The following is a 25,342-nucleotide window of genomic DNA, read 5'->3' as shown; positions in this document are numbered from 1 at the left end:
GTTTAAATAACTGACTTAAATTGCTCTAAGAAACGTTTATCGTTTTCGTAAAACATTCTAATATCTGGTATTTGATACAATAACATGGCAATACGTTCTATTCCCATACCAAAAGCATAACCAGAATATTTTGTAGGATCTATATTCGCGTTTTTCAACACATTAGGATCTACCATTCCACAGCCCATAATTTCTAACCAACCTGTACCTTTTGTTATTCTGTAATCGGTTTCAGTTTCTAATCCCCAATAAATATCTACTTCTGCACTTGGCTCTGTAAACGGGAAATAAGAAGGTCGTAAACGGATTTTCGATTTTCCAAACATCTCTTTTGTAAAATATAAAAGCGTTTGTTTTAAATCAGCAAAAGAAACATCAGTATCAATATATAAACCTTCAACTTGATGAAAAATACAATGTGCCCTCGCAGAAATATCTTCGTTTCTAAAAACTCTTCCAGGAGAAATAGTTCTTATTGGAGGTTCGTTATTTTCCATATAACGAACTTGTACAGAAGACGTATGTGTTCTTAATAAAATATCTGGATTTTGTTCAATAAAAAAGGTATCCTGCATATCACGCGCAGGGTGATATTCTGGTAAGTTTAATGCCGTAAAATTATGCCAATCATCTTCAATTTCAGGACCTTCAGAAATGGTAAAACCAATTCTGTTAAAAACATCAATAATTTGATTTTTAACCAAGGATATTGGATGACGAGAACCTAATTCAATAGGCTCAGACGGACGTGTTAAGTCGCCATAAAAACTTTTTTCTTCGGATGAATTTTCTAAAGAATCGTTTAATTCACTAACTTTTTCTTCAGCAGATTTTTTTAAGTTATTTAATGCTTGACCAAAGTCTTTTCTTAAATGTGCATCTACATTTTTAAATTCCGCAAAAAGATCTTTTAACAAACCTTTACTACCCAAATATTTAATTCTGAAAGCTTCTATCTCTTCTTTCGACGAAGTTTGAAAGCTTTTAACATCACCAATAAGTTCTTTTACTTTGTCTAACATCTTAAAAATTCCCAATATTAAGGGTACAAATTTAGTGTTTTTTAAGATGTTTTAGATTTTAAATGATAACAAAACCTAAACCCCAAACGAAATCGATTGAAATTAGGGGTTAAGATTATAAATAAAAATCTTTTTTATTTTGCGAATAAAGAAAATAACTATATTTGTCGCATCAAATTTTTGAAAGATTCATAAAAAAACACATTAAAAATTATGGAGGAAAAAATAAAAGGGTTTATGGACCTGGTTAAAAAAAGAAATAACCACGAGCCAGAATTCTTGCAAGCGGTGCAAGAAGTTGCAGAAACTGTAATTCCTTATATCATTAAGAATGATATTTATCACGGTAAAAATATTTTACTAAGAATGGTAGAACCAGAACGTTTAATTTCTTTTAGAGTTTCTTGGGTAGATGATAGTGGAGAAATTCAAGTAAATAGAGGCTATAGAGTTCAAATGAATTCTGCAATTGGTCCTTATAAAGGAGGGTTACGTTTTCATCCAACCGTAAATGCAAGTATTTTAAAATTCTTAGCTTTTGAGCAAGTCTTTAAAAACTCTTTAACAACACTACCAATGGGTGGTGGAAAAGGAGGATCAGATTTTGACCCTAAAGGAAAATCAGACAATGAAATTATGCGTTTCTGTCATGCTTTTATGAGTGAATTGTGTAAACATATTGGACATAATACAGATGTTCCTGCTGGAGATATTGGTGTTGGAGGAAGGGAGATTGGTTACATGTTCGGAATGTATAAAAAACTAAAAAATTCTTTTACAGGAGTTTTAACTGGTAAAGGAGCAACTTGGGGTGGATCTTTAATTAGACCAGAAGCAACTGGGTATGGAGATGTGTATTTTGCAGAAAATATGTTAAACCGAAACAACGATTCTATTAAAGGTAAAACGGTAGTAGTTTCTGGTTCTGGTAATGTGGCACAATATGCTACTGAGAAAGCAACCCAATTAGGTGGAAAAGTGGTTACACTTTCTGATTCTTCTGGATATATTTATGATGCTGACGGAATTGATGCTGATAAATTAGCCTATGTGATGGAAATTAAAAATGAAAGAAGAGGGAGAATAAACGAATATGTAGAAAAGTATCCAAATGCAAAATTCTTTGCAGGAGAGAGACCTTGGTCTGTTAAATGTGATGTAGCATTGCCTTGTGCAACTCAGAATGAGTTAAATGGTGAAGAAGCAAAAACATTAGTTGAAAACGGATGTATTTGTGTGGCAGAAGGAGCAAATATGCCCTCTACACCAGAAGCAATTATAGAATTCCAAAAAGCAAATATTTTATTTGCTCCTGGAAAAGCATCTAATGCTGGTGGTGTTGCAACTTCTGGTTTAGAAATGAGTCAGAATTCTTTACGTTTAAGTTGGACAAGAGAAGAGGTAGACGAAAAGTTAAAACAAATTATGAAAGAAATTCACGCTTCTTGTGTTCAATACGGTACTAAAGAAGATGGTTCTGTAGATTATATTACTGGCGCAAATATTGCTGGTTTTGTTAAGGTTGCTGACGCAATGTTAGCTCAAGGAATCGTATAAATTTCTTTTTTTAAATTTAAATCGAGAAAACGCATCAATTTATTTGATGCGTTTTTTTATTTTTATGGGTACTGAAATAAATTCAGCCTACATGAAGAAAATTACAAATCTTATACTTAACGGAAAACATCAAAAACCAATTCTTTTAGATGTTTTTTATAAAGAAAACAACTCACCAAAATCGATAATTATTTTTTGTCATGGGTATAAAGGATTTAAAGATTGGGGCGCATGGAATTTGATGGCAGAATCGTTTGCTAAGAACGATTTTTTCTTTCTAAAATTTAATTTTTCTCATAATGGAGGAACCGCAGAACAACCTATAGATTTCCCAGATTTAAAAGCATTTGGAAATAATAATTATACCAAAGAATTAGACGATTTAGAAACTGTTTTAGATTGGATTTATGAGAATTCTGAATATCAAAATGAGATAAATACAAATAATATTTCTTTAATTGGTCATAGTAGAGGTGGTGGAATTGTTTGTATAAAATCTGAAGAAGATATGCGGATAAAAAACGTAATAACATTAGCAGGAGTTTCAGATTATAAATCACGTTTTCCAAAAAATGATGATTTTATAAAATGGAAAGAAAAAGGTGTTTATTATGTAAAAAATGGTAGAACTCACCAAGAAATGCCACATTTTTATCAATTTTACGAAGATTTTTACAAAAACGAAAATCGTTTAACGATTAAAAGAGCAGTTAAAAATCTTCAGATTCCTCACTTAATTATTCATGGAGATAATGATACTTCAGTTTTGGTTGATGAAGCAAAAACCCAGCATCAATGGAATCCAGAAAGTCAATTAGAAATTATAGAAAATGCGAACCATGTATTTGGTGCAAAACATCCTTGGGAAGAAAATATTTTACCTGAAGAATTAAAAAAAACTTTAGAACTATGTTTTAAGTTTTTAAAAACTTAATTCCTGTTTTTATGTAAATAATCTAAGGGTAAAGTGTCGCCCATTCTTTGACCTCCTAAATACCCTCCAAATCTTACCAAATCAGTTGGTGCGTGATTTCCAAAAGAATCAATAGTAAAGTACTCGGTAAATGATTTAATTTGAGAAATAAATTCATTTTTATACCTTATTGTTAAAGGCATTTTTAGACGCACCTTGATAAATTCGCTAAAATCATCTTTGTATGAATTTATATATCTTCCAGCTTTAACAGGCACTCCAGCAACAAAAATTGAATAACCGTCTTTAGCAAGGCTTTTATTAGCGATAGCTCTCATAAAGTGTAAAACAGAACCACGGTAGGTTTCTTTTCTTATTTTTTTTGTTTCTTTTGTAGGATTGGGTTGCATTGATGTGTAAAAATTACTTCCTAAGTAATGAACATAATCTAATGTTTTTGTTTTTAATGATTTGCTAACATATTTGTAATATAATTCAAAAACTTCAAGTTCTACAGTTATCAAATACTTTAGCCTAACATTTCTAAAAGTTAAAGGTGATTTAGAATAGGCATTTAATGATTTCTTTTTTGAATCGTATCTTAACTTTAGTTCTTCAGGATTCATTAATTGACAGCTTTTACCGTTTAAAGTTTTTCCAAAATAATGCTTGGTAAATTCTTTTAACATCATTTCTCGTGTCCAACCTTTGCTATAAATAACCACTTCGTCTAAATTCTCATTACTTCTCTTCAATGAAATCTCGATAGATTCATTAGGATTATATGTAATAATTTTTTCTGTTTGATACCCTAAATAAGAAAAAACTAAAGAGGTTTTTAAGTTTTTGAAAATGATAGAAAACTCTCCATTGTCATCTGTTGTGACTCCAATACTTGTGTTATCGTAATAGATAGCAACACCTAAAAGAGGTTCATTTGTCTCATTATCTAATACCTTACCTGTTATTTTTTGAGAAAAAGAAATAACACTAATTCCACAAAAAAGCAATAAAAAAAAGTAATGTTTCATGAATTTTTTCCTTAAAGTTACAAAAATCTGAATAATAAAATCTTTGTTACTATTTTTGGTAGATGAAGTGTCAAGAACCGTTCCGTAAAATTATTCATGTAGATATGGATGCCTATTACGCGTCGGTAGCACAATTGGATAATCCTGAATTAAGAGGAAAGGCAATTGCTGTTGGTGGAGGAGGAACAAGAGGTGTAATTTCTGCAGCTAGTTATGAGGCACGTAAATTTGGTGTAAAATCGGCTATGAGCGGAGTTTTAGCGAAACAAAAATGTCCGCATTTAATTTTTGTAAAAACAGATTTTGCACGTTATAAAGAAATATCAACTAAAATCAGGGAAATTTTTCACGAATATACAGATTTGGTTGAGCCTCTTTCTTTGGATGAAGCTTATTTGGATGTTACCGAAAATAAAAAAGGGAATCCTTCTGCTAATGATATTGCTAGAGAAATTAGAGCTCGAATTTTTGAAGAAACTGGGTTACGAGCATCAGCAGGAATTTCCATCAATAAATTTATAGCCAAAGTTGCTTCTGATATTAACAAACCTAATGGGCAAAAAACGGTTCATCCAGAAGAAGTTATTCAGTTTTTAGAAGAATTACCTGTCAATAAATTTTATGGGGTCGGTAAAGTTACGGCTGCAAAAATGTACAATCTAGGGATTTTTAAAGGCATCGATTTAAAACTAAAATCAATTGAAGAACTAACAAAGTTATTTGGCAAATCTGGTGCGCATTATTTTAATATTGTTCGAGGAATTCATAATAGTAAAGTAAAACCAAACCGAATAAGAAAGTCAATAGCAGCTGAGAGAACGTTTAATGAAAATATTTCTTCGGAAGTTTTTATGATGGAGCGTTTAGAGAAAATAGCTGAAGAACTAGAGCGAAGAATGGTAAGCACAAATACGAAAGGAAAAACCATTACATTAAAAATTAAATATTCAGACTTTACTCAACAAACTAGAAGTAAAACGATTTCAAAATTCATTCAAAAAAAAGAAGACTTTTTACCAATTGTTAAAGAGTTATTGTATCAAAACAAACTAGAAAATTCTGTTCGTTTATTAGGCATTTCTTTTGCTAACTTAGACACAGAAAAAAAGGAGCCTGTTTGGGTACAATTACAATTTGAATTCTGATGATAATTTTAATTTTGTCTCACTGAAAATGACACAGAATCGAATGCCATTTACAATATGAAAATAATAAGAATCAATTCCAAAAACCAAGATTTTATCAATCTTTTAAAAGATTTGGATGCATTCTTAAAAGTTACTGACGGAGATGAGCACGATTTTTATAATCAGTATAATAATATTGATGTTATAAAAAATGTGGTGGTTATTTATAATGATGAGATTCCTGTTGGTTGTGGAGCAATAAAACATTTTAATGACGATTCGATGGAAATAAAAAGAATGTTTGTTTCTTCGGATGGAAGAGGAAAGGGTTTTGCTCAAGGAATAATAAAAGAACTTGAAATTTGGACAGTTGAATTAGGCTATAAAAAGTGTGTTCTAGAAACAGGAAAAAGACAGGTTGAAGCGCTAAAATTTTACAAAAAATGTGGTTATAATCAAATTCCGAATTATGGTCAATATAAAGATGCAGAAAACAGTGTTTGTTTTGAAAAAACGATTTAAATGAACTATAGTTATTGGGAAATAAAAGAATGGTTTACTAACATTGATTTTACGGTTGTTGGTAGCGGAATTGTAGGTTTAAATTGTGCTTTAACTTTAAAAAACAAACACCCAAAAGCGAATATTTTAATCATAGAAAAAGGAATGTTACCGCAAGGAGCTAGCACAAAAAACGCAGGTTTTGCTTGTTTTGGAAGTTTATCTGAACTGATAGACGATTTAAAAACACACTCTGAGAAAGAAGTATTTAATTTGGTGAAAAAACGTTGGGAAGGTTTACAATTATTACGACAGAATTTAGGAGATAAAAATATCGATTTTCAACAAAATAAAGGCTATGAATTATTTTTAGACGAAGCTCTTTTTGAAGAGTGTTTGTCCAAAAAAGAATCGATAAACACCATATTAAAACCTCTTTTTAATGATAATGTTTTTACAGTTGATAACAATATTTTTAACTTTAATAATATTCATAAAAATTATATTACTAACCAGTTTGAAGGACAAATTGATACAGGAAAAATGGCTACGCAGTTACTTTCTTTAGCTAAAAAAAGTGGCATTAAAATTATAAATAATTGTACCGTAGAAAAGTTTATTGAAAACGGAGATCAGGTTGCTGTAAAAACAAATCAAGTTGAATTTAAAACGAACAAATTATTGATTGCAACCAATGGTTTTGCAAATCAGTTATTAAATGAAAATGTGCAACCCGCTAGAGCGCAAGTATTAATTACAAAACCGATTAATAACTTAAAGATTAGAGGAACTTTTCATTTAGATAAAGGCTATTATTATTTTAGGAATATTGACAATCGGATTTTATTTGGTGGCGGTAGAAACCTTGACTTTAAAGCGGAAGAAACTACCGATTTTGGAGTTACAGAAACGATTCAAAATAAACTAGAAGATATTTTAAAAAATATCATTTTACCGAATACCGACTTTGAAATTGAGCATCGTTGGAGCGGAATTATGGGTGTTGGAAATCAAAAGAAAATCATTGTAAATCAATTATCTACTAATGTTTTTTGTGGAGTTCGTTTGGGCGGAATGGGAATTGCTATTGGTAGCTTAATTGGTAAAGAGTTAGCAGAATTAACATGAAGATAAAACAAGAACTTTTTAACCAATGTAAAAACTATGTAAATCAACGTTTAAAAACGGTTGAAAAGATAATTTCTGACAATCAAAAAGCACTAGGTTCTGAAACTAAAAGTTCTGCTGGTGATAAGCATGAAACAGGAAGAGCTATGTTGCAGTTAGAAATGGAAAAAGCTGGTCAGCAACTTATGGGAATTCAACAAATGAAGGAAGTATTGGTTAGAATTGACTTTTCTAAAACTTCAAAAAATATACGTTTAGGAAGTATTGTAAAAACGAATAAAGTAAATTATTTTTTATCTATTTCTTGTGGTCAATTAACTGTTGAAAATGAAACTTATTTTGCAATTTCTTCAGCTTCACCAATAGGAAAACTATTACTTGGAAAAGAACTCAATGATGTTTTTGTTTTTAATGGAAATACAATTAAAATAGAGGGAATTAGTTAATAAATGTCATTCCTGCGAACTGATTTCAACTTAGTGATAGGTTACTAAATATCAATCAAAATTATTGTATGTTAGGTTTATCGTACGATAAAATTATCTCTTAATAAATAGAAGCTTTACTTTTTCTTCTTTTTTTAAATTAGAAGCATGATTAAAAAACACTTTATTTCCATCTAATTCAGCTTCAATCAGCCAATAAGAACCTTTGTAATACGATTTTTTTACAATCGCTTTAAGGTTAGAATTCTCAACCACTTTTAATTGGTGTGGGAATAATAAAATAGTTTTTCCGTCGATAACAATTTCGTTGACATCATCAAATAACGTTGCAACATATTTTATCGTCGGATTGGTATATAGGTTTTTTGGAGCATCATTTGCGATGATTCGATTATTTTGAATCACAATCATGTTATCGGCAAAAGAAAGAGCATCATTTCCATCATGTGTTGCAACAATACAGGCAATGTTTTTTTCTTTTAAATACCCAAATAATTTCCTGCGTAAAGAGTTCTTTTTAAAATTATCTATTTGGCTAAAAGGTTCGTCTAACAGCAATAATTCAGGTTCTTTTGCCAAAGCTCTTGCTATGGCAACACGTTGTTGTTGTCCGCCACTTAAATTTTTAACTTTTTCGTTTGCGAACTCAGTCATTTCTATGACTTCTAATAATTCTACAGTTCTTTTTTGAGCTTCTTCAGGATAAAAACGAGACAAAAATTTCTTAATGTTTTCGGTAACAGAAATAAACGGCATCAAATCAAAATCTTGAGCAACATATTTAAAGAAATCCATTCCAGGGACTAAATGGTGTTCTGGTCCTAAAATCTGAGTTTCGTTCCAAAATAAATCTCCATTATTAACATCTAATAATCCGTAAATGACTTTTAAAAGTGTCGATTTTCCACAACCACTTTCTCCCATCACACATAAATGTTCTCCTTTTTTTAAAGAGAAATTGATATTTGATAAAACAGGTTTATCATCATCGTAAGAAAAAGAAATAGTGTTAACTTTTAGCATAAAAAAACCGCAGATAATTTATATCTGCGGCAAAAATAAGTATTTGTTTTTTAGATAATTTGATTATCCTTTTATTTTACTTTTTGGTGGATTTGGTAAACGGTCAAACCCCATATTAAATAATGTAAATCCAAAAATATCTGCATATTGTTCAATTGTTTTTGTAACCGGAGTTCCAGCACCATGACCTGCATTGGTTTCAATTCTAATTAATGTTGGGTTATTACCAGTTTGTTTGTCTTGCAATTCAGCAGCAAATTTAAAACTATGTGCAGGTACCACTCTATCATCATGATCTCCAGTTGTAACCATAGTTGCAGGATATGACACCCCTTCTTTTACATTATGTACTGGCGAATATCCTTTTAAATAGTCAAACATTTCTTTGTTGTCATCGGCAGTTCCGTAATCATACGCCCAACCAGCTCCAGCTGTAAATGTATGGTAACGTAACATATCTAAAACTCCAACCGCAGGCAAAGCCACTTTCATTAAATCAGGTCTTTGCGTCATGGTCGCACCTACTAATAATCCTCCGTTAGAGCCACCACGGATTGCTAAATAATCGGAAGATGTATAGTTTTCTTTGATTAAATATTCAGCAGCCGCAATAAAATCATCAAAAACATTTTGCTTTTTCATTTTAGTTCCTGCAACATGCCATTTTTTTCCGTATTCACCACCACCTCGCAAATTAGGAACAGCATACACACCGCCTTGCTCCATCCAAACAGAGTTTGTAATACTAAAACTTGGTGTTAGACTGATGTTAAATCCGCCATAACCATATAAGATAGTAGGATTCTTTCCGTTTAACTTTATTCCTTTTTTGTGGGTGATAATCATCGGAACTTTTGTACCATCTTTTGATGCATAAAAGACTTGTTTGCTTTCGTAATCATCAGAATTAAAATCGATTGCTGGTTTCCAATAAGAAGTATAGGTTCCGTCTTTCGGATTAAACTTATACGAAGAGGTTGGTGTGTTATAATTGGTAAATGAAAAGTACAATTCTTTTGCTTTAGCTTTTCCGCTAAAACCACCGGCTGAACCTACTCCGGGAAGTTTGACCTCTCTAATAAGGTTTCCTTCAAAATCATATTGTAATACTTTAGAAACTGCATCTACCATATATTTGGCAAAGAAATACCCAGCACCAGAATTTAAACTCAAGACATTTTCTGTTTCAGGAATAAAATCTTTCCAGTTTTCTTGGGTTGGATTTGCAGCATCAACGGTTATTACTTTTCTATTGGGTGTGTTTAAATTAGTTGTTAAATATAATTTACTTCCTCTACTTTCTACAATATATGTATCACTATCAAAATTATTGATAACTGTTATTAATTTCGAATTATTGTCAGATAAATTTTTGATAAATAGCTTGTTACCTGAAGTTGAGGTTGAAGCTGTAATTACTAAATACTTATCATCTTCTGTTAAATAACCGCCTACATATCTATGTTTTTCTGATGCTTTTTCACCAAAAATTACGGGATCATTTTTTTGTGATGTTCCTAATTTATGATAGTATAATTTGTGCTGATCTGTTTTTGCCGATAATTCACTTCCTTTAGGTTTATCGTAACTAGAATAGTAAAAACCTTCGTTTTTGTACCAAGATATTCCAGAGAATTTTACATCAACTAAGGTGTCTTCTTTTATGGTTTTAGATTCGGCATCCATAACTAATATTTTACGCCAATCAGAACCGCCTTCAGAAATAGAATAGGCAAGCGTTTTTCCATCTTTAGAAAAACTCACTGAACCTAAAGAAGTTGTTCCATCTTCTGCAAAGGTATTTGGGTCTAAAAAAACTTCTTCTTTACCGTCATCTTTTTTACGATATAAAACGTAATGATTTTGTAATCCATCATTTTTATAAAAATACGTATAATCTCCTTCTATAAAAGGTGTCCCAACTTTTTCATAATTCCAAAGTTGCTCTAACCTGTCTTTTAATTGACTTCTGTATGGAATTTTATCAAGGTAGTTAAATGTAACTTCGTTTTCTGCTTTTACCCAAGCCTCTGTTTCCTTGCTTCTATCATCTTCTAACCATCTATAATTGTCAATAACTTCGGTTCCAAAAATAGTATCTATAACTGCTTTTTTTGCTGTTTCAGGATAATTCACGTCTATATTTCTTTGTTTTTGTTCTTCCTTACAAGATTGTAAAATAATGGTGCAAAGAATAGGTATGATTAGTTTTTTCATAATTATGAGTCTATAAATTTGACAATTCATCAAAATTAATATAAATAAAACCGTTTCAGTTAATAAATGAAACGGTTTTGTTAAATTTTAACTTTATTTTAGTTAAATAAAGATTTAAATCGATCCCAATGAGCATAGATTAGGTATCCGTTTAGAGTGGCAATAATTAAGGCAAATAATACTCCTTTTGGATCTAGCTTTAAGTGAAAAGCAACAATATTTATAGAAACAGGTACTAAAATCAATAAAGCAAATGGTATTGCTTTTTTAGTTACTAGTAAAATTCCGGCTAGAATGTAAAAAACACCTAAAAGCGGAAAAATATACCCACTACTATCTAGAGCAGTCATAAAAATTTTTGCTTTTAAAGGTAAATCTGGTGCTGGCATAAACCCAAAAAACTTATTTAATCCAAAAATTAGCATGGCTACACCTAATACATATTGTGCAATTGTAGTTACTTTAGAATTCATAATATAAAAGATTAATTATTAAATAGTTGAGGGTATAAGATACAAAAATTACTTAGAGTTAAGAGTATGTGTTTTTTATAATTGTAATTTGTGTTTAATAAAAACGACTACTTTAGCACAATTATAAAATTAAATATGACAGAAAATTTAACAAAAGAAACATTTTTAGAAAAGGTTTTTAATTTTGAAGAAAATAAAGAATGGAAGTTTGAAGGAAAAGTACCAGCATTAGTAGATTTTTATGCTGATTGGTGTGGACCTTGTAAAATGTTAGCTCCAGTTTTAGAGAAGCTTTCTGAAGAATATGGAGAGAAAATAAACATTTATAAAATTGATACCGAAGCGCAACCAGAATTATCTGCGGCGTTTGGAATAAGAAGTATTCCTTCTATGTTATTTTGTCCTGCAGAAGGAGAACCACAAATGGCAAATGGAGCCTTACCAAAACCAGAATTAGAGCGTATTATTGCCGATGTTTTGAAGGTAGAGAAATAAACTTTATAGAGAAATGAGTAACTTTAAAGTTCTAAGCAATATTGCTTAGAACTTTTTTTATTTCATAAATTTTGTAACAAAAAGTAAAAACAAACTACTTATTACCAATAAACTAATTAACCAACATGATTTCAAAATTCTTAAATTTAGAATGGAAGCAATATTTCCGTTCGTCTCATTGGCAATCAGGTATTGCCCTTAAGGTAATTATGGTGTTTTTTGCACTGTACTTAATAGTTTCTTTTTTAGCTATTGGAGTTGGAGGGTATTATTTCATTAAAAAAATGTATCCAGAAGCAGATCCTCTGCAAATGGTAAATTCTTATTTAGTTTTTGCAATTTTAGGTGATTTAATTTTTAGGTATTTGATGCAGAAATTACCAATAATGAATATCAAGCCTTTATTGTTTTTACCCATCAAAAAAAGTAAACTTGTCCATTATGTTTTAGGAAAATCTTCTTTTTCGTTTTTTAATTTTATGGGTCTGTTTTTTTACATCCCTTTTGCTATTGTATTAATTAAAGAAGGATATATAATTAGCGGAGTATTGGGATGGTTAGTTACCATGATTTTAATCATTCAAATAGCAAATTTTATTAATTTTTTGATTAACAAAAGCAACATAGCTTTAGGAGCAATTGTTGTTTTATTAGCTAGTTTAATTGGATTACAATACTATAATATATATGATGTTGCCAGTTTTGGTGGTAGAATTTTTGACGCTATTTATAACACCCCTTTGTATTGTTTAATTCCACTTGTTGCTCTTATCATAGTTTATTATTTAAATTTTAAACAACTAAGTAATCAAGTATATTTAGATGAGGCAGTAAATAAAAAAGTAGAAGAAGCAAACTCTGTTGATTTATCTTGGGCGGATAAGCTAGGTGATGTGGCGCCATTTATTAAAAATGATATTCGATTAATTTGGAGAAATAAAAGAACGAAAACAGTGTTTTTAATGTCTTTCCTATTTCTTTTTTATGGATTGATTTTTTATACGCTAGATGCATATAAAAATTCATTACCAATGTTAATGTTTGCTTCGTTATTTGTTACAGGTGGCTTTACACTAAATTATGGTCAGTTTATCCCAGCCTGGGATAGTGCACACTATAAAATGCTAATGAGTCAGAGTTTTAGGTATCGAAAATTTTTAGATTCTAAATGGGTCTTAATGGTTACAATGACAACTATTTTATACTTATTAAGTTTTCCTTATTTATATTTCGGAACTAATATTTTTTTAATGATTACTGCTGGAGCTATTTTTAATATTGGTTTTAATTCATTGTTTTTATTATATGCTGGTTCATTCAATAGAAAAAGAATAGATTTAACAAAAGGTGGGTTTGGAAATACACAGGGAACTAGTGCAACACAATTTATTATTATTATCCCGTTAATGCTTTTCCCAATGCTTTTATTTTGGGTTTTCGATAAGTTTGTCGGTCATAATTCAGGGTTTATTGTAGTTGCTGCAGTCGGAATTATTAGCCTTTTATTAAAAAATTATGCAATGAATTTTATTGAAAAAAAATACATTAAAGACAAATATGCTATGATTAACGCATTTGGAAAAGAATCATAATCAAAGAAAAAACATCATGATACAATCAAAAAAAATATCAAAAAAATACGGGAAAGCAGAAGTGCTTAATATAGAATCATTAGACATACCAACTGGAGAAAGCTTTGGATTGGTAGGAAATAATGGAGCAGGAAAAACAACTTATTTCAATATCCTTTTAGATTTAATTAGACCAACAACAGGAAAAATTATAAATAATAATGTTGAAGTAAATAAAAGTGAAGATTGGAAAACCTTTACGGGGTCATTTATTGATGAAAGCTTTTTAATCGGCTATTTAACACCAGAAGAATACTTTGAGTTTATAGGAGATCTACGAGGAATGAATAAGGCAGATGTTACAAAATTCTTAGCACAGTTTGATGAGTTTTTTAACGGAGAAATTCTAGGAAAGAGAAAATATTTACGCGATTTAAGTAAAGGAAATCAGAAAAAAGCAGGAATTGTAGCTGCTATGATGGGAAATCCACAAGTAATTATTTTAGACGAGCCTTTTGCCAACTTAGATCCAACAACGCAAATCCGTTTAAAAAAGATGATAAAAGAAATTACAGATAACAGAGAAGTAACGTTATTAATTTCTAGTCACGATTTAACACATGTAACGGAAGTTTGCGAGCGTATTGTTGTTCTTGACAAAGGAAATGTAGTAAAAGACATTAAAACATCAACAAAAACTTTGAAAGAACTAGAAAGTTATTTTTCGGTTTAAAGATTAACTTTTCTTGATAATAAAAAAGGCTTTCTGATTTTATTACTATTTTTACAGGCTCTATTACAATATTTTTAAAAGAAAAAGGTTGTAGTAAGAGCCTTTTTAGTCTGTATGAAAAATATTAAAAATAGTGTATTAGTTTTAGTTTTTTGTGGATTGGCAGTTGCTTGTTCAACAAAAAAAGATACTGCAATTACCAGAAATTGGCACGCGCTTACTACAAAATATAATGTGCTTTTTAACGGAAAAGAAGAATTTAAAAAAGGAATTAAAGAGATTAATGAGAAGTATGAAGATGATTTCTTTACTAGACTACCTATAGAGCCGATTGAATTTAAAGAAGAAGACGTAAAAATAACGACAACTTTTGATGGCCCTGGTGGCGGGTTTGATGGAGAAGAAGAGGAAGAAAAAACATTGAACTCTCCTTTTGATAAAGCAGAAGATAAAGCGACGAAAGCAATACAGAAACATTCGATAAATATTTATGGTAGAGAGCGAAATCGTCAAATAGATGATGCGTATTTATTATTAGGTAAGTCAAGATATTATACCCAGCGTTTTATTCCTGCGGTAGAAGCTTTTAATTATGTGATTGCTAATTATCCAAGTGCAGATTTAATTGCTGAAACTAAAATTTGGAGAGCAAAAGCAAACATTAGATTAGATAATGAAGAAATGGCTATTGAGGCCATGAATTTATTATTGGTGGTTCGTGATACTTTAGAGGCAGATTTACCTGACATTATTAAAGAACAAGCACATACTGCTTTAGCAATGGCGTATGCAAAAACAGATACAATTCAGAAGGTTATTCATCATTTAACAAAAGCAACAGAAACCTACGAAAACAGAGAACAATCGGCTAGAAATCTATTTATTTTGGGTCAGATTTATAGCAATCAAAATAAAAAAGATTCGGCTTTCGCTGTATTTCAAAAATTGTCTAATTTCAAAAAAGCACCTCATAAATATCGTATTAATTCAAATATAGAATTAGCAAAGAATTTTTCTAATGATTCTACTGCAAATGGATTAATAAACAGGTTGGTTGAGTTAACTGAAGATATTGATAATAGAAAATATTTAAGCGGATTATTTTATCAATTAGGAAATTTAGAAGAAAATAGAGACAGTGTAAATACGGCAAGAGAATATTATAAAAAATCTATTCGTACCAAATACGCGACTACAAAACAAAAAACATATTCTTTTGAAAGCCTTGGAAACATAAATTTTAAAGAATCTAATTATCAATTAGCGAGTTCTTATTATGATAGTGTATTAGTAACAACTAAAGACACCTTGCAACTTAGAATTAGAAGAGTAAAAAGAAAGCATAAAAATTTAGCATCATTAATTAAGTACGAAAATACGCTTGTAACAAACGATAGTATTCTAAAAATTGCTGCTTTATCTGAAGATGAACAAAAAATATTTTTTGAAAAATACGTAGAAAGAATTAAAAAAGAAGACGAAGAGAAAGCACAACAGCAGTTAAATGCAATTGCTTTTGGTGGTTCTTTTGGAAGTGGTTCTTTACAATCTGCTGGTAAAGCCGGATGGTATTTTTATAATAATCAATCATTAGAATTTGGTAAAACCGAGTTTGTAAAAATTTGGGGAACAAGAAAACAAGAAGATAATTGGCGCTGGTCTTCAAAACCTACAGAGGTTGGATCAGAAATTGAAAAAGACAGTGTAAGTTCTTTAAAAAACTCACGTTATGATGTAGCTAGTTACTTAGCTAAAATTCCTAAAAAACAAGAAGTAATAGATAGTTTGTTCACGCAAAGAAATCAAGCTTTATACGAATTAGGTGTTATTTATAAAGAGCAATTCAGAAATCCAGATTTAGCCATTAACCGATTAGAAAGAGTATCTAAAATTAATAAAGACGAATCTTTGATTTTGCCAATAAATTATCATTTATATCAATTATATACTGATTTAGGAAGTAAAACAAAGGCTGAAAAACATGAATACGTTATTTTAAATGATTTTCCTGATACTAAATTCGCACAGCTTATTAAGAATCCAGGAGAAGCGTTAAAAGAGGAAGAATCGGTAGATGAAACTCAGAATTTATATAAAGAAGTTTATTATCTGTATAAAGATAAAAAGTATCCAGAAACCATTAAAAAAGTTGATGAAACACTACCAAATATTCAGAATTCAGTTTTAATTCCTAAATTTGAACTTTTAAAAGCTTATGCTATAGGGAAGTATTACGGTAAAGCAGCGTATCAACAAGCCCTAGAATTCGTTTCTGTAAATTACGCGAGTACAGAAGAAGGTGATAAAGCTAAAGAAATACTAACTAGACTAATTAATTAAATATAACTATCCTATGTTTACTAACAAGGAAAAAACAGACTATACCCCAAAAACTATGGAAAGAAATGTAGTTGCTAAAACAACCAAAATTATCGGTTGCGATATAAAATCTGAAGGAGATTTTAGAATTGATGGACTTTTAGAAGGTACTTTAACGACTAAAGGACGAGTAATTATTGGTGTTGATGGACACATAAACGGAGTTGTAGATGCAGTTCATGCAGATATAGAAGGAAAATTTTCCGGAAAACTTTTAGTACATGAAGTATTGACTGTAAAAGCCACAGCAAAAATTTCTGGTGATGTTGTTATTAACAAACTTTCTGTAGAACCTGGAGCAACTTTTAACGCTACTTGTAGTATGAAAGGAACTGTAAAAGATCTTAATGAAGGGAAAAAAGCAGAAGAAAAAACCGCTTAGTAATTACGCTCGTTTTTCTGGAATAGCCTTTCAAATGTTAGCAATTATAGCAATTGGTACTTTTGTTGGTGTAAAACTAGATGAAAAATATCCTAATAAAAACAATCTTTTTACGCTTATATTATCATTAACCAGTGTAATTTTGGCAATTGTTTTTGTAATAAGGCGTATTCTTGCAATGTCTAAAGAAGAATAAAAATGAATCCAGATTTTGTAAAAAGACAAGTAAGTTTTTTAATTCAACTTATCATAGTAGCAGGATTACTATTAGCTGTTCATTCTTATTTATTACATCATTTTGCTAGTAAAACAGCTTTTTTCTTTCCACTTTGGCAGATTTATGTTTTTCATATAGTAATTACCTATTTATTATATAGTTTAATTAATAATAAATATTCACATGGAAAAACTGAAATATTTAATGTTTTTATGATTGGAACACTTTTAAAAATGGTGTTTGTAATTCTTTTTTTATTACCTCTGTTACTTTCTGAAGTTAAAAACAAGCAGCCAGACGTTTTTAACTTCTTTATACCTTACTTTTTACTTCTTGCTTTTGAAGTTTTTTCGATCACTAAGTTTTTACAAAAAAAAGATTAAAAACACCTTTTTCAGCCTTTTTTTTTAATGCTAATTAACTTTGAAGACAATCTTTAAAATATTGTTTGTCAATTAAGATAATGTCCTTACATTTGCACCGAATTTTAAGCAGGGTTTTAATACATTCTCAATGACATTAAATACTATTAAAAACGTACTTTTTTCAGTGCTATTTTTAGCATATTCTTTAAATGGATTTGCATCTGACAAAGATCAAGAACCTGAGACAAAGAATTTTGATGCAAAATCTATGATTCTACATCATGTAAAAGATGCTCATGAATTTCATTTGTTGGATTGGAAAGGAAAACCAGTTTCTCTTTCTTTACCTATTATTTTATGGACTGACAATGGTTTAACAACTTTTATGTCTAGTGAATTTCACCATGATGACGAAGGGCATACAATTGTTGAAACAAACGGAGGTAAATTCGTAAAATTTCACGAAAAAATATATCAGTTAAACGAAGGAGCAACAACTGTTGCTTTTGATGCTGATCATCACCCTACAAATGCTAAAATACCACTTGATTTTTCTATCACTAGAAATGTTTTTATGATGTGGATCTCTGTCTTAGTATTGTTGTTAATATTTTTAGCTACAGCTAAATCCTATAGAAAATCTAAAGATGGTGTTCCTACAGGAATCGCTAAATATATTGAACCTTTAGTTGTCTTTGTTAGAGATGAAATAGGTATACCTATGATAGGTGAACAGAAGTATAAAAGGTATATGCCTTATTTATTAACGGTATTTTTCTTTATTTGGATCAATAATATTTTTGGATTAATTCCAATTTTAAATGGAGCCAATGTAAGTGGTAATATTGCTTTTACATTAACATTAGCTGTTTTCACTTTTATAATTACAACTTTAAGTGGAAACAAAAATTACTGGAAGCACATTTTTTGGATGCCAGGAGTACCAGTACCAATGAAAATATTTTTAATGCCAATAGAAATCATTGGTATTTTTACAAAGCCAATTTCGTTAATGATTCGTTTGTTTGCTAATATTACAGCAGGTCATATAATTATATTAGCGTTAATGTCTTTAATATTTATATTTAAAACAATAGCAGTCGCTCCAGTTTCAGTAGCTTTCTCATTATTTATTGGAATTATAGAAATTGTAGTAACTGCAATACAAGCATATATTTTTACAGTATTGTCTGCACTTTATTTTGGTATGGCAACTGAAGAACAACATCATTAATTAATTTAAATTTTGAAACTATGACTATTACTGGAATTGCAGCAATTGGAGCTGGTTTAGCAGCTATTGGAGCTGGTATTGGTATTGGTAAAATTGGTGGATCTGCTATGGAAGCAATGGCACGTCAACCAGAAATGCACGGAAAGATTCAATCTTCTGCATTAATTTTAGCAGCCTTCGTAGAGGCAGTAGCGTTATTTGGCGTTGTTGCAGCTTTAATCGTTTAAGGATTACAAAAAAACAACAGAAGTAACGGTTGGTTACTTCTGTGTTTTTAAAATTTAAGTTTAAAAAAAATAAAGAAATGGATTTAATTACTCCTGGGTTAGGACTTATTTTTTGGACAGCAATAACATTTTTATGTTTATTGTTTATCTTAAAAAAGTTTGCATGGAAACCAATTTTAGGCGCAGTAAGCGATCGTGAAAAAAGTATTAAAGATGCTTTAGCATCTGCTGAAGAAGCGAAAAAAGAAATGCAAAACTTAACTGCAGATAATGAAAAATTAATCAAAGAAGCTAGAATCGAAAGAGACGCAATGTTAAAAGAAGCTAGAGAGATTAAAGAAAGCATTATTGCAGAAGCAAAAGATGAGGCAAAAGAAGTGACTACTAGTTTAATTGAAAAAGCGCAAGCATCAATTCAACAAGAAAAGCAAGCTGCTTTAGCAGAATTAAAAAAGCAAGTTGCAGATTTGTCTATTGGTATTGCAGAATCTGTGATTAAAAAAGAATTAACTTCTAAAGACGATCAACTTAAATTAGTTGAAGGAATGTTAGAAGAAGTTACTTTAAATTAAGAAACATGAAAGACGCTAGAGCAGCATTACGTTACGCAAAAGCAATCTTAAATCTTGCAAAAGATTCAAATTCTGAAACTGCAGTTGATGCAGACATGAAATTAATTGTGTCTACTATAGCAGAAAATGACGAATTAGAAGTAGTGTTAAAAAGCCCAGTAATTAAAACTTCAGATAAAATGAATGTTTTAAGAGGGTTGTTTTCAGATAAAGTAGATACTATTTCGCTTGGTCTTTTTAATTTATTAGAAGAAAATAAAAGAATAGCAATGTTAGAGTCTATTGCAAAGCAATATTCAATAATATATGATTTTCTTAAGCATATGCAAGTAGCAAAAGTTACTACTGCTGTTTCTTTAACAAAAGAAATAGAAGAGAAAGTTTTAGCTAAAATAGTAGCATTAACTGGCAAAAAGGCAAATTTAGAAAACGAAATTAATCCAGCTATTTTAGGTGGATTTATATTACGTGTTGGAGATGTGCAATACGACGCAAGTATCTCTAATCATTTAAACGAATTAAGAAAGGAATTTGACAATAGTCATTATATTCCAAAAATTTAATTATACATCAAATAATACAAGATGGCAGCAATTAAACCCGCTGAAGTTTCAGCAATTTTAAAGCAACAATTAACAAATTTTGAAGCATCAGCTTCATTAAACGAAGTAGGTACCGTTTTACAAGTAGGTGATGGTATTGCTCGTGTTTACGGTTTATCAAACGTTCAATACGGAGAATTAGTAGAATTCGAAAACGGATTAGAAGGTATTGTACTTAACTTAGAAGAAGATAATGCAGGTGTTGTATTATTAGGAGCTTCTACTTCAATTAAAGAAGGTTCTGTAGTAAAACGTACAGAGCGTATTGCTTCTTTAAGAGCTGGAGAAGGAATTGTAGGTAGAGTTGTAGATACTTTAGGAAGTCCAATTGACGGAAAAGGTCCTATTGAAGGGAAAACGTATGAGATGCCTTTAGAGCGTAGAGCTCCTGGTGTAATTTATCGTGAGCCTGTAACAGAGCCATTACAAACAGGTATTAAATCTATTGATGCAATGATCCCTGTTGGAAGAGGTCAACGTGAGTTGATTATTGGAGACCGTCAGACAGGTAAATCTACAGTTGCTTTAGATACTATCTTAAATCAAAAAGAATTTTACGATGCTGGTGAGCCAGTATTTTGTATCTATGTTGCTATCGGTCAGAAAGCTTCTACAGTTGCAGCTATTGCAAACATGTTAGAAGAAAAAGGCGCTTTAGCTTATACAACAATCGTTGCAGCAAATGCATCAGATCCTGCAGCAATGCAAGTATATGCACCGTTTGCTGGAGCAGCAATTGGAGAGTATTTTAGAGATTCTGGAAGACCAGCTTTAATTGTTTTTGATGATTTATCTAAACAAGCCGTAGCATACCGTGAGATTTCATTATTATTAAGAAGACCTCCAGGACGTGAGGCATATCCTGGTGATGTATTTTATTTACACTCAAGATTATTAGAGCGTGCTGCAAAAGTGATTAATGACGATAAGATTGCAAGCGAAATGAACGATTTACCAGATTCTTTAAAAGGAATTGTTAAAGGTGGAGGTTCTTTAACTGCATTGCCAATTATTGAAACACAAGCAGGAGATGTTTCAGCATATATTCCAACAAACGTAATTTCTATTACTGATGGACAAATTTTCTTAGATGGAGATTTATTTAACTCAGGTGTAAGACCAGCAATTAACGTAGGTATTTCAGTATCTCGTGTTGGAGGTAATGCACAGATTAAATCCATGAAAAAAGTATCAGGTACTTTAAAATTAGATCAAGCTCAGTTTAGAGAATTAGAAGCATTTGCAAAGTTTGGATCTGATTTAGATGCAGCTACAATGAATGTAATTTCTAAAGGACAACGTAATGTTGAAATCTTAAAACAAGCACAAAATGATCCTTTTACGGTTGAAGATCAGATTGCAATTATTTATGCAGGATCTAAAAACTTGTTAAAAGATGTTCCAGTTAAGAAAGTAAAAGAATTTGAGAAAGATTTTATTTCTTACTTAAACGCAAAACATAGAGACGTTTTAGATACCTTAAAGTCAGGTAAATTAACTGATGAAGTAACTAAAGCATTAGGAGAAGCAGCGAAAGAGATTTCAGCAAAATTTGCATAAAAAAAGACGTTAGTCTATAGTTTTTAGACATTTACTAAAAATTAATTACTAATTACTAACACCTAAACAATGGCAAACTTAAAGGAAATACGTAACAGAATTACATCTATTAAATCTACGATGCAGATTACCTCTGCCATGAAAATGGTATCGGCTGCAAAGTTAAAGAAAGCGCAAGATGCAATTACAGCAATGCGTCCGTATTCGTCTAAGCTTACAGAATTATTGCAAAACTTAAGCGCTACATTAGATAGTGATGCTGGTGGCGCATATTCAACACAAAGAGAAATACAAAAGGTTTTATTAGTTGTAGTAACTTCAAATAGAGGATTGTGTGGTGGATTCAATTCATCAATCACAAAAGAAGTACTTAAAACTATTGAAGAAAAATACTCAGATACTACTGTAGATTTATTTGCTATTGGAAAAAAAGGAGAGGCTATTTTAGCGAAACAGCTTAGTGTTATAGAAAACAGAAATGATATTTATGACGATTTAACGTTTGATAATGTTGCTGTAATTGCTGAAAAGTTAATGGATTTATATGTAGATGGATCTTACGATAAAATTGAGATTGTCTATAATCAGTTTAAAAATGCAGCTACACAAATACCACAAGTAGAGCAGTTTTTACCTATAAAGCCAATTGAAGGCGGAGAAGCAATTACAAACTCTGATTATATCTTTGAACCATCTAAAGAAGAAATTGTTTTAGCGTTAATTCCTAAGTCTTTAAAAACTCAGTTATATAAATCTATTAGAGATAGTTTTGCATCAGAACATGGGGCACGTATGACAGCAATGCATAAAGCAACAGATAATGCTACAGAATTACGTGATGAGTTATTATTAACGTATAACAAAGCACGTCAAGCAGCAATTACCAATGAGATTTTAGAAATTGTTGGTGGAGCGGAAGCTTTGAATAATTAAAGGTAACAAAACATAGAACAATAAATATACAGAGCGAAACATTTGGTTCGCTCTGTATATTTATCTTGGTATTGTTGTTTTATTTGAATCTAAAAACTACTATTTTGATTCATTTTCTAGCTTTTTTTAAATTAGTTTTTTTACTAACGTCTTATTAATCTTGCCAAAAATCTGGAATACTATTTTTACCTAATACTGTACAATCACCACAAGCTGGAATAGTTGTCATTACATAGGGTAAATTTACATTAATATCTTGTGGGTTATCAAAGTTATCACGTATATACTTATTTTCCGTCCATACTATGTATTCTTGAATTGGAGAACCAACAATTTCTCCTGTAAACGGATCAACTGTAAACAAAACTGGTATATGTGTGGCATGGCAAGGTTTGTAATATGGAGGTAAATCTTCTCCAGGAAAAAGGTCTTTGTAATTAAAGTAGATTCTTTTTTCATCTAATGATGCTACTTCAAAATATCCAATAATATTTTCACTAGGGTTGGTGATAGCTTTGATATTACCCTCGATAAATCCAGGTTGAACTTGAGAAAGTACATTGCCAGACCCTTCTGAAAATTGTCTTAATGTTTTGTAATATTCGTGTGCTTGAGGAGATTGAGAATATTGTTTTACCAATATGCTATAACGATGAGACATGATATAATTAAATCTATCTATAAATCGAATACGATATTTCTCAAGTACATTTTGTTCAAAAGATTTACTGTTTTCTAGTTGAATTTTTTTAGACCTTACTGTATTATAACATATACGTTCTTGTTTTTTTTTTGGTTCGAGGGTAACAAAAAATTCTACTATTTCTTTAGGTGTGAGACCTGCTAAAACTCTTATTGGATAAGGAAAATCATCATTTTGAATAATTAACTCATATGGGTGGTAAGTAGGTGCAATAATTTTGTAGGTTTCTTGATAATCAAACCTCAATAATTGGTTCAGGTTTTCAGGGTTGTCAGTATCAACATAGATAGAAATTCCTTCTTCCTTTTTTTCGTTAAAATCGCGTTTTAAATAAAGGTTTTTTAGTTTAGATTTTGAGGTCAAAGATGAGTTCTCTGACTTGTATTGATTTCCATCTTGTGTTGTAATTTCCAAAGAATAATTTACTCCGAATGAAGCCGAAAACTTATTTTGAGAAGTATACACTCCATTTGCGTTTTGTTGGAAACTATAAACAGAACCTTCATCTCCAATTACCCTAACAGTTGCATTATTTTCTAAATTAGATTGAATACTATCTAAAGGTGAAGAACGCCTAAGGTGTACTTCTTGAAAATCCATTTTATCTGTAATAGTAGCTTCTACTACAAGAAAGCTATTAAATGTTGTTTCTTTAATTAAGTTTATTCTCTCAACACAGCTAAGAAAAGTAAGTATTAAACTTATAATAATAATTTTTCTCATATTAGTTTTTTTACTAACGTTTTATTAATCTTGCCAAAAATCAGGAACACTATTTTTACCTAATACTGTACAATCACCACAAGCTGGAATAGTTGTCATTACATAGGGAAAATTAAGATTATTATCTTCTGGGTTATCGCGTATATATTTATTTTCCGTCCATACTATATATTCTTGAATTGGAGAAGAATCAATAATACCTGTTAACTGATCACGAGTATACAACTCTGGTATATGTGTGCCATGGCAAGGTTTGTAATATGGAGGTAAATCTTCTCCAGGAAAAAGGTCTTTGTAATTAAAGTAAATTCTTTTTTCATCTAACGATGTCACTTCAAAATATCCGATAATATTTTCATCAGGATTGTTAACAGCCTTGATATTACCCTCGATAAACCCAGGTTGTACCTGAGAAAGCACATTGCCAGACCCCTCTGAAAATTGTCTTAATGTTTTGTAATATTCGTGTGCTTGAGAAGATTGCGTATATTGTTTTACCAATATGCTATAACGATGAGACATGATATAATTAAATCTATCTATAAATCTGATACGATATTTCTCAAGTACATTTTGTTCAAAAGATTTACTGTTTTCTAGTTGAATTTTTTTAGATCTTACTGTATTATAACATATACGTTCTTGTTTTTCTTTTTGTTCTAGGGTAACAAAAAATGCTACTACTTCTTTAGGTGTGAGACCTGCTAAAACTTCTGGAGAATAAGGTAAATCATCATTTTGAATAATTAATTCATATGGGTGGTATGTAGGTGCAATAATTTTGTAGGTTTCTTGATAATCAAACCTCAATAATTGGTTCAGGTTTTCAGGATTTTCAGTATCAACATAGATAGATATTCCTTCTTCCTTTTTTTCGTTAAAATCGCGTTTTAAATAAAGTTTTTTTATTTTAGATTTTGAGGTCAAAGATGAGTTCTCTGATTTGTATTGATTTCCATCTTGTGTTGTAATTTCCAAAGAATAATTCACTCCAAATGAAGCCGAAAACTTATTTTGAGAAGTATAAACTCCATTTGCGTTTTGTTGGAAACTATAAACAGACCCTTCATCTCCAATTACCCTAATAGTTGCATTATTTTCTAAATTAGATTGAATACTATCTAAAGGTGAAGAACGCCTAAGGTGTACTTCTTGAAAATCTATTTTATCTGTAATAGTAGCTTCTACAACAAGAAAGCTATTCAATG

26 protein-coding genes are annotated in these 25,342 nt (G+C 30.6%); 19 read left to right on the top strand and 7 right to left on the bottom strand.

Annotation, left to right across the window (positions count from 1 at the left end):
- Positions 1-2: 2 nt before the first annotated feature.
- A complete protein-coding gene (gene pheS / locus OD91_RS08065) occupies positions 3-1,022 on the bottom strand; it encodes a phenylalanine--tRNA ligase subunit alpha (RefSeq protein ID WP_144895876.1) in 1,020 nt (339 codons plus the stop codon).
- Positions 1,023-1,235: 213 nt separating this feature from the next.
- Here pheS and gdhA point away from each other — a divergent pair, with 213 nt between their 5' ends.
- Positions 1,236-2,579: an NADP-specific glutamate dehydrogenase gene (gene gdhA, locus OD91_RS08060; protein ID WP_144895875.1), complete on the top strand. Its 1,344-nt coding sequence runs from the start codon at positions 1,236-1,238 to the stop codon at positions 2,577-2,579.
- Positions 2,580-2,670: 91 nt separating this feature from the next.
- Positions 2,671-3,513, top strand: coding sequence for a S9 family peptidase (locus OD91_RS08055; RefSeq protein WP_144895874.1), 843 nt, complete (start codon positions 2,671-2,673; stop codon positions 3,511-3,513).
- Here the strand turns inward: OD91_RS08055 and OD91_RS08050 are convergent.
- Positions 3,510-4,523 carry a carboxypeptidase-like regulatory domain-containing protein gene (locus OD91_RS08050; RefSeq protein ID WP_144895873.1) on the bottom strand — a complete coding sequence of 338 codons (1,014 nt, stop codon included), beginning with the start codon at positions 4,521-4,523 and terminating at the stop codon, positions 3,510-3,512. The genes OD91_RS08055 and OD91_RS08050 overlap by 4 nt on opposite strands.
- Before the next feature lie 62 nt (positions 4,524-4,585).
- Between OD91_RS08050 and dinB the strand changes: the two genes are divergently transcribed.
- Genes dinB through OD91_RS08030 form a run of 4 tightly spaced genes read left to right on the top strand, consistent with a single transcriptional unit; the run spans position 4,586 to position 7,725 of the window.
- Complete coding sequence (dinB, locus tag OD91_RS08045; protein ID WP_144895872.1) at positions 4,586-5,668, top strand: DNA polymerase IV; 1,083 nt, start codon at positions 4,586-4,588, stop codon at positions 5,666-5,668.
- Positions 5,669-5,725: 57 nt separating this feature from the next.
- Positions 5,726-6,172, top strand: a complete 447-nt coding sequence (locus tag OD91_RS08040; RefSeq protein WP_144895871.1) for a GNAT family N-acetyltransferase — start codon at positions 5,726-5,728, stop codon at positions 6,170-6,172.
- Entirely contained in the window at positions 6,173-7,279 is a 1,107-nt protein-coding gene (locus OD91_RS08035) for an FAD-binding oxidoreductase (protein ID WP_144895870.1), read from the top strand. It begins immediately after the preceding gene.
- Positions 7,276-7,725: a 3-oxoacyl-ACP synthase gene (locus OD91_RS08030; RefSeq protein ID WP_144895869.1), complete on the top strand. Its 450-nt coding sequence runs from the start codon at positions 7,276-7,278 to the stop codon at positions 7,723-7,725. Before OD91_RS08035 ends, OD91_RS08030 begins: the two co-directional genes overlap by 4 nt.
- Positions 7,726-7,818: 93 nt before the next feature.
- Here the strand turns inward: OD91_RS08030 and OD91_RS08025 are convergent, their stop codons facing one another.
- From OD91_RS08025 to OD91_RS08015, 3 genes are all read right to left on the bottom strand, one after another.
- Positions 7,819-8,748, bottom strand: coding sequence for an ABC transporter ATP-binding protein (locus tag OD91_RS08025; protein WP_144895868.1), 930 nt, complete (start codon positions 8,746-8,748; stop codon positions 7,819-7,821).
- A 63-nt stretch (positions 8,749-8,811) separates the two neighbouring features.
- The gene (locus OD91_RS08020; RefSeq protein WP_186434423.1) at positions 8,812-10,965 is read right to left on the bottom strand and encodes a prolyl oligopeptidase family protein; all 2,154 of its coding nucleotides are present in this window, start codon (positions 10,963-10,965) and stop codon (positions 8,812-8,814) included.
- Between the two features lie 98 nt (positions 10,966-11,063).
- The gene (locus tag OD91_RS08015) at positions 11,064-11,438 is read right to left on the bottom strand and encodes a DoxX protein (RefSeq protein WP_144895866.1); all 375 of its coding nucleotides are present in this window, start codon (positions 11,436-11,438) and stop codon (positions 11,064-11,066) included.
- Positions 11,439-11,573: 135 nt separating this feature from the next.
- Here OD91_RS08015 and trxA point away from each other — a divergent pair, with 135 nt between their 5' ends.
- From trxA to atpG, 13 genes are all read left to right on the top strand, one after another.
- Positions 11,574-11,933 carry a thioredoxin gene (trxA, locus tag OD91_RS08010; protein WP_144895865.1) on the top strand — a complete coding sequence of 120 codons (360 nt, stop codon included), beginning with the start codon at positions 11,574-11,576 and terminating at the stop codon, positions 11,931-11,933.
- 125 nt (positions 11,934-12,058) lie between these two features.
- Positions 12,059-13,525: a DUF5687 family protein gene (locus OD91_RS08005; protein WP_144895864.1), complete on the top strand. Its 1,467-nt coding sequence runs from the start codon at positions 12,059-12,061 to the stop codon at positions 13,523-13,525.
- Positions 13,526-13,541: 16 nt separating this feature from the next.
- Complete coding sequence (locus OD91_RS08000) at positions 13,542-14,237, top strand: ABC transporter ATP-binding protein (protein ID WP_144895863.1); 696 nt, start codon at positions 13,542-13,544, stop codon at positions 14,235-14,237.
- Between the two features lie 114 nt (positions 14,238-14,351).
- Positions 14,352-16,577: a tetratricopeptide repeat protein gene (locus OD91_RS07995; protein WP_144895862.1), complete on the top strand. Its 2,226-nt coding sequence runs from the start codon at positions 14,352-14,354 to the stop codon at positions 16,575-16,577.
- Between the two features lie 13 nt (positions 16,578-16,590).
- On the top strand, positions 16,591-16,998 hold the full coding sequence (locus OD91_RS07990; protein WP_186434422.1) for a polymer-forming cytoskeletal protein: 408 nt from the start codon (positions 16,591-16,593) through the stop codon (positions 16,996-16,998).
- Entirely contained in the window at positions 16,964-17,194 is a 231-nt protein-coding gene (locus OD91_RS07985) for an AtpZ/AtpI family protein (protein ID WP_144895861.1), read from the top strand. Before OD91_RS07990 ends, OD91_RS07985 begins: the two co-directional genes overlap by 35 nt.
- A 2-nt stretch (positions 17,195-17,196) precedes the next feature.
- Positions 17,197-17,598: a hypothetical protein gene (locus OD91_RS07980; protein WP_144895860.1), complete on the top strand. Its 402-nt coding sequence runs from the start codon at positions 17,197-17,199 to the stop codon at positions 17,596-17,598.
- Between the two features lie 130 nt (positions 17,599-17,728).
- On the top strand, positions 17,729-18,814 hold the full coding sequence (gene atpB / locus OD91_RS07975) for a F0F1 ATP synthase subunit A (protein ID WP_144895859.1): 1,086 nt from the start codon (positions 17,729-17,731) through the stop codon (positions 18,812-18,814).
- 20 nt (positions 18,815-18,834) lie between these two features.
- Positions 18,835-19,041, top strand: coding sequence for an ATP synthase F0 subunit C (gene atpE / locus OD91_RS07970; RefSeq protein ID WP_144895858.1), 207 nt, complete (start codon positions 18,835-18,837; stop codon positions 19,039-19,041).
- A gap of 77 nt (positions 19,042-19,118) precedes the next feature.
- A complete protein-coding gene (locus OD91_RS07965; RefSeq protein WP_144895857.1) occupies positions 19,119-19,613 on the top strand; it encodes a F0F1 ATP synthase subunit B in 495 nt (164 codons plus the stop codon).
- Positions 19,614-19,618: 5 nt separating this feature from the next.
- A complete protein-coding gene (atpH, locus tag OD91_RS07960; RefSeq protein WP_144895856.1) occupies positions 19,619-20,176 on the top strand; it encodes an ATP synthase F1 subunit delta in 558 nt (185 codons plus the stop codon).
- A gap of 21 nt (positions 20,177-20,197) precedes the next feature.
- Complete coding sequence (atpA, locus tag OD91_RS07955) at positions 20,198-21,775, top strand: F0F1 ATP synthase subunit alpha (protein ID WP_144895855.1); 1,578 nt, start codon at positions 20,198-20,200, stop codon at positions 21,773-21,775.
- Between the two features lie 69 nt (positions 21,776-21,844).
- Positions 21,845-22,708, top strand: a complete 864-nt coding sequence (atpG, locus tag OD91_RS07950) for an ATP synthase F1 subunit gamma (protein ID WP_144895854.1) — start codon at positions 21,845-21,847, stop codon at positions 22,706-22,708.
- Between the two features lie 154 nt (positions 22,709-22,862).
- On the opposite strand, the gene OD91_RS07945 is transcribed toward atpG, so the two are convergent.
- On the bottom strand, positions 22,863-24,134 hold the full coding sequence (locus OD91_RS07945; RefSeq protein WP_144895853.1) for a DUF4249 domain-containing protein: 1,272 nt from the start codon (positions 24,132-24,134) through the stop codon (positions 22,863-22,865).
- Positions 24,135-24,158: 24 nt separating this feature from the next.
- Positions 24,159-25,340 (bottom strand): DUF4249 domain-containing protein, encoded by a 1,182-nt coding sequence (locus tag OD91_RS07940; protein WP_222428674.1) that lies wholly within the window; start codon positions 25,338-25,340, stop codon positions 24,159-24,161.
- Positions 25,341-25,342 lie beyond the last annotated feature (2 nt).

The organism is Lutibacter sp. Hel_I_33_5, from assembly GCF_007827455.1.
GTDB lineage: Bacteria > Bacteroidota > Bacteroidia > Flavobacteriales > Flavobacteriaceae > Polaribacter.
The sequence above is the reverse complement of the archived record's forward strand: the minus strand, read 5'-3'. Positions and strand labels throughout refer to the sequence as shown.